Origin of the sequence: Roseivivax sp. THAF197b, from assembly GCF_009363255.1 — a bacterium.
In the GTDB taxonomy this organism is placed as follows: domain Bacteria; phylum Pseudomonadota; class Alphaproteobacteria; order Rhodobacterales; family Rhodobacteraceae; genus Roseivivax.
On the sequence record NZ_CP045318.1, the window covers coordinates 1,973,043 to 1,984,673 of the forward strand.

12 protein-coding genes and 1 tRNA gene are annotated in these 11,631 nt (G+C 65.2%); 7 read left to right on the forward strand and 6 right to left on the reverse strand.

All coding sequences use genetic code 11. The features are described from left to right. Window positions 1-26: 26 nt before the first annotated feature. The 7 genes from plsX (at window position 27) to FIV09_RS09775 (ending at window position 5,917) form a co-directional block, all read left to right on the forward strand. Window positions 27-1,133 carry a phosphate acyltransferase PlsX gene (gene plsX / locus FIV09_RS09745; RefSeq protein WP_152449760.1) on the forward strand — a complete coding sequence of 369 codons (1,107 nt, stop codon included), beginning with the start codon at window positions 27-29 and terminating at the stop codon, window positions 1,131-1,133. Then, window positions 1,130-2,101, forward strand: coding sequence for a beta-ketoacyl-ACP synthase III (locus tag FIV09_RS09750; protein ID WP_152449761.1), 972 nt, complete (start codon window positions 1,130-1,132; stop codon window positions 2,099-2,101). Before plsX ends, FIV09_RS09750 begins: the two co-directional genes overlap by 4 nt. A gap of 96 nt (window positions 2,102-2,197) precedes the next feature. Beyond that, entirely contained in the window at window positions 2,198-2,500 is a 303-nt protein-coding gene (gene ihfA / locus FIV09_RS09755) for an integration host factor subunit alpha (RefSeq protein ID WP_152449762.1), read from the forward strand. 7 nt (window positions 2,501-2,507) lie between these two features. Beyond that, entirely contained in the window at window positions 2,508-3,872 is a 1,365-nt protein-coding gene (locus FIV09_RS20550; protein WP_216646421.1) for a MerR family transcriptional regulator, read from the forward strand. 86 nt (window positions 3,873-3,958) lie between these two features. Further along, window positions 3,959-4,035 (forward strand) — tRNA-Pro (locus tag FIV09_RS09765). Between the two features lie 202 nt (window positions 4,036-4,237). After that, window positions 4,238-5,317, forward strand: coding sequence for a 2'-deoxycytidine 5'-triphosphate deaminase (locus tag FIV09_RS09770; RefSeq protein WP_152449763.1), 1,080 nt, complete (start codon window positions 4,238-4,240; stop codon window positions 5,315-5,317). 198 nt (window positions 5,318-5,515) lie between these two features. Next, window positions 5,516-5,917 (forward strand): SH3 domain-containing protein, encoded by a 402-nt coding sequence (locus FIV09_RS09775; RefSeq protein ID WP_152449764.1) that lies wholly within the window; start codon window positions 5,516-5,518, stop codon window positions 5,915-5,917. A 96-nt stretch (window positions 5,918-6,013) separates the two neighbouring features. Here FIV09_RS09775 and FIV09_RS09780 read toward each other — a convergent pair whose 3' ends face one another. The 6 genes from FIV09_RS09780 to argS form a co-directional block, all read right to left on the reverse strand. Next, window positions 6,014-6,229, reverse strand: coding sequence for a hypothetical protein (locus FIV09_RS09780; RefSeq protein ID WP_152449765.1), 216 nt, complete (start codon window positions 6,227-6,229; stop codon window positions 6,014-6,016). Window positions 6,230-6,362: 133 nt separating this feature from the next. Then, window positions 6,363-7,046: an SMC-Scp complex subunit ScpB gene (gene scpB, locus FIV09_RS09785; protein ID WP_152449766.1), complete on the reverse strand. Its 684-nt coding sequence runs from the start codon at window positions 7,044-7,046 to the stop codon at window positions 6,363-6,365. Further along, window positions 7,043-7,840: a ScpA family protein gene (locus FIV09_RS09790; protein WP_152449767.1), complete on the reverse strand. Its 798-nt coding sequence runs from the start codon at window positions 7,838-7,840 to the stop codon at window positions 7,043-7,045. Before FIV09_RS09790 ends, scpB begins: the two co-directional genes overlap by 4 nt. Next, on the reverse strand, window positions 7,837-8,841 hold the full coding sequence (locus FIV09_RS09795) for a glycoside hydrolase family 3 N-terminal domain-containing protein (protein ID WP_152449768.1): 1,005 nt from the start codon (window positions 8,839-8,841) through the stop codon (window positions 7,837-7,839). Before FIV09_RS09795 ends, FIV09_RS09790 begins: the two co-directional genes overlap by 4 nt. After that, window positions 8,838-9,791, reverse strand: a complete 954-nt coding sequence (locus FIV09_RS09800) for an SPOR domain-containing protein (protein ID WP_152449769.1) — start codon at window positions 9,789-9,791, stop codon at window positions 8,838-8,840. Before FIV09_RS09800 ends, FIV09_RS09795 begins: the two co-directional genes overlap by 4 nt. 72 nt (window positions 9,792-9,863) lie before the next feature. Beyond that, window positions 9,864-11,609, reverse strand: coding sequence for an arginine--tRNA ligase (gene argS, locus FIV09_RS09805; RefSeq protein ID WP_152449770.1), 1,746 nt, complete (start codon window positions 11,607-11,609; stop codon window positions 9,864-9,866). Between the last annotated feature and the right edge of the window lie 22 nt (window positions 11,610-11,631).

Consider the following 11,631-nt stretch of genomic DNA (forward strand, 5'->3'; position numbering starts at 1 on the left):
AACGCATCCCCGCGAGGCCCATCTTCATGACCTCTTCGCAGGATCACCAGGAGACGGGTCGCGCCGATGTGGTGCTTTCGATCGACGCCATGGGCGGCGATCATGGACCGGCGGCCGTTGTCGCCGGTCTTGCCATGTTTGCGCAAAAGACCCCGGATGTGCGGTTCCTGCTGCACGGTCGCGTGGCCGAACTCGAAAAGCTCGTGGCCAAGACGCCTGCCCTTCAGGGGCGGGTCGATCTGCGCAACGCCGACGATATCGTCTCCATGGACGACAAGCCCAGCCACGTCATGCGCAACGGCAAGGGCACCTCGATGTGGTCCACGCTGGAAGCGGTCCGCGACGGGGAGGCTTCCATCGCGGTGTCTTGCGGCAATACCGGCGCGCTCATGGCGATCTCGATGGTGCGTCTGCGCAAATTGCCGGGGGTCAGCCGCCCGGCCATCGCGATTCTCTGGCCGTCCCGGTCCGAGCAGGGCTTCAACGTCATGCTCGATGTGGGTGCCGATATCCGGGCCGATGCCCGCGATCTTCTGCAATACGCGCTGATGGGCGTGTCCTATGCCCGCAACGGCCTGTCGCTCGCCCGCCCGCGCGTCGGCCTGCTCAATGTCGGCACCGAGGAACACAAAGGCCGGACCGAGCTGCACGAGGCGCATGCGCTGATCCACGCCACCGCAGAAGATGCCGAGTTTGATTTCGTGGGCTTCGTCGAGGGCGGCGATATTCCCGGTAACGTGGCCGATGTGATCGTCACCGACGGCTTTACCGGCAATGTCGCGCTGAAAACCGGCGAAGGCACGGCGAGCCTCATTCGCGATCTTCTGCGCGAAGCCTTCGCCTATTCCTTCATCTCGCGCATCGCGTCCCTTCTGGCCTATCCCTCGCTCAAGCGGCTGTCGAAGCGGATCGACCCGCGCCGCGTCAATGGCGGGGTCTTCCTCGGTCTGAACGGAACGGTCGTGAAATCCCACGGCGCCGCCGATGCCACGGGTGTGGCTGCGGCCACGCGCCTCGCCTACCGCCTCGCGGAGCAGGGCTTTACGGACCGGCTGAAGGCCCGGGTTGCCTCTGCCGCGGAGCGCGCTCAGGATATCGCCAAATCCGCCGAAGACGGAGAGGAGACGACATGACCGTGCGTGCCGTGGTCGCTGGATGCGGCCACTACCTTCCGACCCGCGTGGTCGAGAATGCCGAATTCGAATCCCGCCTCGACACATCCGATGAGTGGATCCGAAGCCGGTCCGGCATCGAACGGCGTCACTTTGCAGCCGAGGGCGAGACCACGTCGGACCTCGCCACCCATGCCGCCCGTGCCGCTTTGGCCGATGCGGGGCTGGTGCCCGACGATATCGATGCGCTGATCGTCGCCACCTCCACCGCGGATCTGACCTTCCCGTCGGCTGCCACGATGGTGCAGGCGCAACTCGGCATGACCCGTGGCTTTGCCTTCGACGTGCAGGCCGTCTGCGCGGGCTTCATCTACGCGATGAGCAACGCCAACGCGCTGATCGTCTCGGGCCAGGCCGAACGGGTCATGGTCATCGGGGCAGAGACCTTCAGCCGGATCATGGATTGGGAAGACCGCTCGACCTGCGTGCTTTTCGGTGACGGTGCGGGCGCGATCATCCTCGAGGCGAAAACCGGCAGCGGCTCGGTCGCCGACCGCGGCATCCTCTCGACCGATCTGCATTCGGACGGACGCCACCGCGATATCCTTTATGTCGATGGCGGTGTCTCCACCCAAAGCACTGGCCATCTGCGCATGGAGGGCAAAGAAGTCTTCCGCCACGCGGTCGAGAAGCTCGCCGCGACAGCGACGGATGCGCTCGGCAAGGTCGGGCTCACCGGCGCGGATGTGGATTGGGTCGTCCCGCACCAGGCCAATATCCGCATCATTTCGGGCACCGCGAAGAAGCTGGGCCTGTCCATGGACAACGTCATCGTCACCGTTCAGGACCATGGCAATACGTCCGCGGCGTCGATCCCGCTCGCCCTGTCCGTCGGCAAGGCGGAAGGCAAGATCAAGCAGGGCGATCTGCTGGTCACCGAAGCCATTGGCGGTGGTCTCGCCTGGGGCGCTGTCGTCCTGCGCTGGTAGCACTTTTTCCGGCGCATCCCCGCCTGCCGCCAAGCCATTGATATTGACTCGGAAAATCCCCCGCGCCTAAACTCCCCAAAACCAAGGGGATAGCTGATGGGCGAGAAGACACTGACGCGCATGGATCTGAGCGAGGCGGTATTCCGCGAAGTCGGTCTGTCGCGCAACGAAAGTGCGGATCTGGTCGAAGCGATCCTTCAGCACATGTCGGACGCGCTGGTCTCCGGCGAACAGGTGAAGATCTCCTCCTTCGGGACCTTCTCCGTCCGCGACAAGGCCGCCCGCGTCGGCCGCAACCCCAAGACCGGCGAAGAGGTTCCGATCCAGCCCCGCCGCGTGTTGACCTTCCGCCCTTCGCACTTGATGAAAGACCGCGTGGCTGCAGGCAACAAGAGCTGAGACCGATATGAGCAAATCTCGCGACGCCTTCCGCACGATCAGCGAGGTGGCGGAATGGCTTGATACGCCCGCGCATGTGCTGCGTTTCTGGGAAAGCAAGTTTCCGCAGGTCAAACCGGTCAAGCGGGCGGGCGGCAGGCGCTATTATCGTCCCGCCGACATGACGCTTCTGGGCGGCATCAAGAAGCTGCTGCACGACGATGGCCTGACCATCAAGGGTGTTCAGAAAGTCCTGTCGGAACAAGGGGTCAAGGCGGTCTCCGCGATGGCGCAGCCGATTGACGACGACACCGAAAGCGCCCCGATCGAGGCCAGCCGCAGCAAGGCGGTGGAGGATGACGACGTCCCCGCCCGGATCGAGGACAGCCCCGAGGCGGATATGGACGTGGATGCGGCGCCGGAAGCGGACGACGCGATCGAGGATGCGCCCTTCATCGAAGCGGAGCCCCCGACCTCGACCGTGATCCCCTTTACCGGCGGCGCTTTGGCGGAGACGCCCGGCCGTGCCAAAGCCTCGGCCCCCAAGACGTCTCCGGACGAGGACACGCCCCTGCCCGCCTCGGAAAACGCTGAGACGTCGGGCGACGCGCAGGACATCGTGGAAGCCCCCTTGCCCGAAGACGCGATCGCAGCTTCCGACATGGATGACATAGCGCCCGCAGCGCCCGATGATCCGGCGGAATCCGCGCGCGACGCCGACGCGAACGAGGCGATGCAGGACGCCGCAGCCGCCACATCCGAAAGCGATATCGACGCGCTCGTCGCCGAGACGATCGGCAGCGAGGCGGCGCACGACGAGATGGATCAGGCGGAGGAGGCCGGATCGGCCGAGGACGCCGCCCCCCCGGCCAAGTCCGAGGCGGCCCCCGCCGCCGAAGATACCAACGAGGCGCCCGAACAACCCAGCCTGTTCGGCACGACGCCGGAATTCCTCGCCAAACCCTTCAGCGATCGGGAATCCGAGCAGGCCGAGGCGCCACAGCCCGAAGACGCAGCCGAAACCGTCGCTGAAGAAGAGACGCCCGCAGAAATCGCCGCCGCCAGCGAGAAGGCCGATACCTCTGCGCCTGATATCGCGGACGAGGATGATACGCGCGACGAAGAGACTGGTCCGGAAAATACTGGCCAAGAAGCCACGGACAGTGACAATGACGCGACCGAGGCTACGGACGCCGTCACCGCCGATGACGCAGACCGCACCGAAGACAGTGCGCCTCAACCCGACGCCGCCCTGCCCGACGCGGCAGCCCATGAGCCCGTCCCCGGCCCACTCCGTCACCTGGCTCGCATCCCGCGTCTCACGCCCGAAATGGCCGAGCGGATGGCGCCGCACGTGGCCGCTCTCGGCGCGCATCTCGACGCCGGGGCGTAAGCCACCCGCCCGCGCGCCAAATGCCGGAAAATTCCATGCGCAAGGGGGTTGCGACGGCGGCGAAAACCGGTATGACACGCCCTAGTCGGGCTATGGCGCAGCCTGGTAGCGCGTCCGTCTGGGGGACGGAAGGTCGCAGGTTCGAGTCCTGCTAGCCCGACCAGCTACCTACCCAAATATCGCTTTCCGCGATGCCGCCACTCGTGGCTATCGCCCTTTGCGCGCAGTATCGCAGTCGCGATCAATGCCGCCCAAAACCCCACAACAACGGCTTTTTCGCAATGTGTCGGCGCGGGATGCGTTTCCTTTGGCGCGCGGCTCTTGCTAGACACGTCCAAAGGCAGCCGGATGGGAGATGCGGCCAGATGACAGGCGTATTGGCAAGCCAGCAGATCGAGACGCTGATCGAGACGGGCGTGATCCGCCCAGATGTGCCGCTGGTCGACGGACAGATCCAACCCGCGAGCCTCGATCTTAGGCTCGGGCATCAGGCGATCCGCGTCCGCGCCTCCTTCCTTGCGGGCAAGGGACGCCGGGTCGAGGACCGTTTGGCCGAGTTCGAGATGCATCGCGTCGATCTGAGCGGCGGGGCCGTCCTCGAGAAGGGCTGCGTCTATCTGATCCCTCTTCTCGAACATGTCGCCCTGCCCGCGGGCATCTCCGCCATCGCCAATGCCAAAAGCTCGACCGGGCGGCTCGATCTTCTGACCCGCACGATCACGGACGAAGGCACGGAGTTCGACAGGATCGCCGATGGCTATACCGGCCCGCTTTATGCCGAGATCTGCCCGCGCTCCTTCTCTGTTCTCGTGCGCACGGGCATGCGCCTCAATCAGATCCGCTTCCGCAATGGCCAATCGGTGCTCGACGACGCCGCGCTGACCGCGTTGCACGAAGCCGAGACGCTGGTCGGTGGCGGGCCTGCGCTCATTCGCGACGGCTTGGGTTTTTCGGTCGATCTCGATCCCGGCGAGGAGACGGACCTCGTCGGCTATCGGGCCAAGCCGCATACCGGCGTGATCGATCTGGACAAGATCGGCCATTACGACGCGCGCGAATTCTGGGAAGAGATCCGCACTCGCGACGGCCGGATCATCCTCGATCCCGACGCCTTCTACATCCTCGTCAGTCGCGAAGCGGTGCATATTCCCCCCGCCTATGCTGCCGAGATGGCGCCCTATCTGGCCATGGTAGGCGAGTTCCGCGTGCATTATGCGGGTTTCTTCGATCCGGGCTTCGGCCATGCGCAGGCGGGCGGGACCGGCTCACGCGGCGTGCTCGAGGTCCGCTGCCACGAAGCGCCCTTCGTGCTGGAGCATGGCCAGATCGTGGGCCGCCTGGTCTATGAGAGGATGGACGAGGTACCGGAGCAACTCTACGGCCGCGAGATCGCGTCGAACTACCAGGGCCAGGGCCTGAAGCTGTCCAAACATTTCCGGACCTGATCCTTTGGATCCGGGCTAACCCCCGAAATTCGCGCCACAAATTGTGCCCGCCTACCCTTTGGCGGGAACCTGCCTGCGCGGACACGATGATTTCAGCGATAATCCGCCATTGGCCCCGGTGTGGGAACGCGGGGCCTCATTGGCCTGTTCTATCGCCAGACGCCCGAACCGGGCACAGCATAGAACGGAGGGTCTCGAATGACCTGCAAGACACGTACCCTGACCTGCATTCTCGCCGTCCCCGCAATGGTTGGCGCCATGGCATCCGCCGCCTTTGCCGACACCCCGCTCGAAGTGGCACCCGCTATTCCGGCAAGCGTCACGGAAAGCGCCGAGCCATGGCCGGTTTATGAGGGCCCCGGCATCGACAATGACATCGTCGCACGCGTGGCGACGGACGCCGTGGTAGAAGTCTCTGGCTGTCTTGAGGCCGATCCCTGGTGCGCAGTGAGCGGCCCGAAATTCAGCGGCTGGGTTTCGCAAGCGGCGATCGACACGGGCGACGTGACGCCCCCCGCGATCGACGTCGATTGGGAGAACCCGTTGCTCATCCTCGTGGATGAAGAGGTCGTCCCGGAAGACGCGGTTAAGACCGAGTAATCGCTCCTACCCCGCGGTAACGTGACAAACAAAAACGCGCTCCGGCCAGTCGGTCGGGCGCGTTTCTTTCGTTTCAGTATCTGAACAGACGCGGGTTCAGAACCGCCCGGCGCGACGTGCGTGCCGCATCGCTTTTTGTGCGTTGCCCATGTTCTTCTTGGCCGAATCCGCCCGCTGGCGTTCCTCGGGCGACATGTCCTCACGGGCCTTACCCTTGCCAAAGGCCTTGTCCATGCCGGCATTGACGCCCTTGTTGATGACCTGACGCATCACCGTGCGCATGATCATGTTGATGATCTGGTTCGCGTTCATCGTGCCTCTCCTCGTCGCTTCCACGCGTCGTTGCATCGGTATCTAGGTGAGAATTGCGCCGATTTCATGGCCAATCCCATTCGCAACCCGAGATTAGGCGCAAACCCCGGCCATGTGCCGAAGGACCGCCCAATCAATCTTCGAAAAGCTCGCTTTGGCCTTCGTCGGTGGCTTCCTCGGCATCGACATCGCCCTCGCCCGCCCCGGGAAGGGAGCCAAGCGGCGGACGGCTCTCCAGAAGGCCCGCCGCGCGCAGTTCCTTGAGGCCCGGCAGATCGCGCGCATTCTCCAACCCGAAATGATCCAGGAAGTCCTGCGTCACCACGAAGGTCACCGGGCGGCCCGGTGTCATCTTGCGCCGCCCGAAGCGGATCCATTCCATCTCGATCAGCAGATCGACCGTGCCCCGGCTGACGGACACGCCCCGGATCTCCTCGATCTCGGCGCGGGTGACGGGCTGATGATAGGCGATGATCGCCAGCGTCTCGATCGCGGCGCGGCTGAGCTTGCGCGTCTCCACCGTCTCCTTGCGCATGAGAAAGCCGAGATCGGGCGCGGTGCGGATCGCCCAGGCATCGCCCACGCGCACCACGCGCACGCCCCGCCCCTCGTAGCGCTTTTGAAGATAGACCAGCGCTTCGGCCGCGTCGCAGCCAAACGGCATCCGGTCGTTCAAGTCCTTCACGGTCTGCGGCTCGGCTGTGGCAAAGAGAATTGCCTCGACCATGCGCTCCTGCTCACCCATGGGCGGCGCTTCGAACAGGCTGTCCTCGACCGCGTCGTCGGCCTCATCCGCGGTGTCCGGTTGGTCGCTCATTGCTCCCGTCCCTCCCTGCGACGCAGCTCGATGGGGGCGAAAAGCTCCGATTGGCGCAACTCCGCGCGGCCTTCCTTCACCAGCTCCAACGAGGCCGCGAAGGTTGCTGCCGTCGCGGAACGCCGCCGCACCGGATCATCGTCCCAACCGTCGGGCAGGTAGGAGGAGATATCGGTCCAGGTCCCGGCAAAGCCGATCATGCCACGCATCCGGTCGAGCGCCATCTCCATCGTGAAGACGCGGTCGCGATCCATCACGAAGGGGCGAAACTCGTCGCGCGTGCGCGTGCGCGCATAGGCCTGCATCAGGTCCAGGATGGTGGCGGTGTATTTCACCTGCCGCACCCGCTCCATCTTCTCGGGCAGACCGCGGGCGAAGAAATCGCGCCCTTTCTGGTCCCGCGCCATAAGCCGTGCAGCAACGTCGCGCATGGCCTGAAGCCGTTCGAGCTGAAACGCCAGATGCGCGGCCAGCTCTTCGCCCGACGGCCCCTCTTCGGTGGGATCGGGCGGCAGAAGCAGACGCGATTTCAGAAAGGCGAGCCAGGCCGCCATGACCAGATAATCGGCGGCAAGCTCGATCCTGAGCTCCTTGGCCTTCTCCACGAAGGCCAGGTATTGCCGGGCCAGATCCAGCACCGAGATGCGCCGCAGGTCGACCTTCTGTGTGCGCGACAGCGTCAGGAGCAGGTCAAGCGGCCCCTCGAACCCGTCCACATCCACGATCAGCGCCTCCGCCTGCAGGCGGTCCGCGACGGACAGGGGCTGCAATTCGAACTGGCTTTCTTCGGTCATCCTGCGCGCTCTGGTGACAGCGCGTCCAGCTTGGCCTTGAGGGCTGCGATGTCAACCTCGGGCGGCGTCTGCCGCGCGGTCAGGGCGGCCACGGCGCGCACATACGCCTCGCCATCCATCTCGCCGATTGCGTCCATGAGCGGGGCCATCTCGTCCATACGGCCATTGCAGTGCAAAACCACGTCGCAGCCCGCCGCGATGGAGGCCGCACCCCGCTCGGCCACGCTGCCCGACAACGCCTCCATGGAGATGTCGTCGGTCATCAACAGCCCCCCGAAGCCGATCTCCTCGCGGATCATCCGGATCATCCGGGGCGAGATTGTCGCGGGCTTGTCGTCGAATTCGGTAAAGACCAGATGCGCGGTCATGCCAAGCGGCAGGTCCGAGAACGGACGGAACGCGGCGAAATCGGTCTCCATCAAGGTCGTCGCCGAGGCCTCGATCCGCGGCAGGTCAAGATGACTGTCGAGCTGCGCGAGCCCATGGCCGGGCATATGCTTCATCACCGGCAGAACGCCGCCATCGAGATGCGCCTTGGCAACCGAACGCCCAAGATCAAGAACGCGCGGCAAGTCACTGCCATAACACCGATTTTTCAGGAACCTGTGGGTCTCGGGCCGGGCCACGTCGAGCATCGGTGCGCAATTTCCGTCGATGCCGCAGGCGCGCAGCTCCGCCGCCGTGATGCGGTAGCGCAGATACATCGCCTCGCGCGCCGCATCGCCGTAATGCGCGGCGAAATCCAGCGGCGCGTCCCAATCCGTCGCCAAGGGTGCCCGCAGCCGCTGCACACGTCCGCCTTCCTGATCGATGAAGATCGGCGCGTCGCGTCCGACGCTGTCGCGTAGCTCTGCACTCAGCGCCAGAAGTTGATCCTGTGTCTCAACATTGCGCGCGAAGAGGATGAAACCAAACGGATTTTCTCGTGCGAAGAAGCTACGCTCCTCGGCGCTCAGGCGCGGGCCCAGCGGGGCCAGGATCGCCGCGCCGAAGCGGCTCACCGCGTCACCACCGGGATGCAATCGGCGTTTTCCGCGACGAGCGCCGCGCAGAAGCGGCGCGCATCCGACAGATCCGCAAAGCCATGCGCGCGCAGACGGTAGAAGGTCTTGCCCCCCGATGCGGCCTGCTCGATCACGCGGTCCTTGCCGGTGAGGTAATCCTCAAACCGGGTCTCGAAGCGGGACCATTCACTGCGCGCGGTCTCGACGCTGTCATAGGCGCCGAGCTGCACAAGGCGGGTGCCCGCAGGCAGGCTTGCAGGATCGATTTCCTTTGCCCCCGCTTGCATGACCGGGGCGGGCGCAGCCAGTGACGCCGTGCGCAAGCCCGAAGGCCGCGTCTGCGGACGAAGCGAACGGGCGATCCCGCCTTCGGCCTCGAGCGCCATTTCCACGGTTGCATCGATCGCGGCCCGCACGGGATCGCTTTCGACTCCGACGGTGGCGGATGCGAATTCCTCTTCGACGGCCGCTTCAGCCTCCTGCCCGGCTTCGGCCATGACACCGTCCGGCATGTCGGTCGCGGGCGCTTCGGGCGCGCCCTCGCCAAGGGTCGGGCTTTCGGGTACGGCGGCCTGTCGCGGTGCCGGGCGCACGCCAAGCTGACCCAGGGGCACGTCTTCCGAAACGAGCGCGGCTGTGGGCGGGGCAAGGCGGATCTCGCTCGGCGGCGGGGCTGCAACGCCCGTGCCTGCCACGTCATTCACTGCAAGACCCTGATGGTCCGCGGGCCGTCCGCCGGGATTGTCGGGCTGGATGCGCATCGGCCCCTCGGTCGCGCGCACGACGGGAATGCCCGACACGTCGCGCATGATGAGCTTCGTGCCCCAGACGCCAATCCCCACGATCAGCGCAAGCGACATCGCGGCGCCCGCCAGATGCGTCAGTGTTGCGAAAGTACTCTGTCCAGCGGATCCCGATACGGGGCCCGAACGGTAGATATCTGCCATGCCTGCCTCGTCCTCGGCGGCACGGGGCCGCCGGTCATTCTGCTCTGCCTGACCGGCGGGGCGCTTGTTGGATCAGCGCATTTCCTCGACCGGGTTCACGCCAAGGATACCCAAACCGCCCGCGATGACAACCGCGACAGCCCGCGCGAGGGCGATTTTCGACTGACTTGTGGCCGCATCGCCCTCCTGCAGGAAACGCAGCTCCGGCACGTCATTGCCCTTGTTCCAGAGCGCGTGCAGTTCCGAGGCCAGTTCATAGAGGTAGAAGGCCACGCGGTGCGGCTCATGGGTGCGCGCGGCGATCTCGACGAGGCGCGGCCATTCGGCGAGCTTCTTCGCGACCGCCTGTTCGGAGGGATGCGTCAGCCCCGACAGATCGGCGGCCGCGAGCGTGGCATCGTCCACCGCGATCCCGGCCTCACCGGCCTTGCGCAGCACCGAACAGACCCGCGCATGGGCATATTGCACGTAAAAGACCGGGTTGTCCTTCGACTGCTCCAGCACCTTGTCGAAATCGAAATCCAAAGGCGCATCGTTCTTCCGCGTCAGCATGACGAAGCGGGTCACGTCGGGGCCCACCTCGTCCACCACGTCGCGCAGGGTCACGAAGGTCCCTGCCCGCTTCGACATCTTGAACGGCTCGCCGTTCTTGAAGAGCTTCACGAGCTGCGTGAGCTTGATGTCGAGCGGCGTCTTCTCTTGGCTCAGAGCCGCCACGGCGGCCTTCATGCGCTTGACGTAACCGCCGTGATCGGCACCGAAGACGTCGATCAGCGCATCGAAACCGCGGCTGACCTTGTCGTAATGATAGGCGATATCGGGCGCGAAATAGGTCCAGGCGCCGTCCGATTTCATGATCGGCCGGTCGACGTCATCGCCGTATTCGGTGGATTTGAAGAGCGTCTGCTCGCGCGGTTCCCAATCCTCGGGCGTCTTGCCCTTGGGCGGCTCCAGCACACCCTTGTAGATCAGGCCCTTACCGCGCAGATCCTCGATCGCCGCCTCGATCTTGCCGGTGCCATAGAGCGACTTTTCCGAGAAGAAGTGATCCATCTCGACCCCGAGAGAGGCCAGGTCCTCCCGGATCAGCGCCATCATCGCGTCGGTGGCAAATTCGCGCACCTCCGCGAGCCAGACCTCTTCGGGCTGGTCGAGATAGGCATCGCCCACCTTCTCCTTCAGCGCCTTGCCGACATCGATCAGGTAATCGCCGGGATAGGTGCCATCCTCAAAAGCGACAGCCTGCCCGTGCGCCTCGAGGTAGCGCAGGTAGACCGACCGCGCGAGCACATCGACCTGCGCCCCGCCATCGTTGATGTAATATTCGCGGGTGACGTCATAGCCCGCGTAATCCAGGAGCGAGGCCAGCGCGTCGCCGAACACGGCCCCCCGCGTATGGCCCACATGCAACGGCCCCGTCGGATTGGCCGAGACGTATTCCACGTTGACCTTCTGCCCCTGCCCCATGGCCGAGCGTCCGAAATCCGGCCCGGTGGCGAGGATCGCCGTGGGCAGCGCCTGCCAGACACCGTCCGCAAGACGCAGGTTGATGAAGCCGGGCCCTGCAACACTGGCCTCCGAGACGCGCGGATCAGCGGCGAGATGCGGCACCAGCGCCTCGGCGATGTCGCGCGGCTTCATCTTGGCGGGCTTTGCGAGCACCATCGCGGCATTCGTCGCCATATCGCCATGGGCGGGATCGCGCGGCGGCTCGACGGTCACGGGGCCGAGGTTCAGCCCATCGGGCAGCGTGCCATCCGCGACAAGCGCGCCGATTGCGTCGGTGACAAGGGTTCCGATATCGGAAAAGAGGTTCATATCTGGGCTCCCGGAGTTCCGC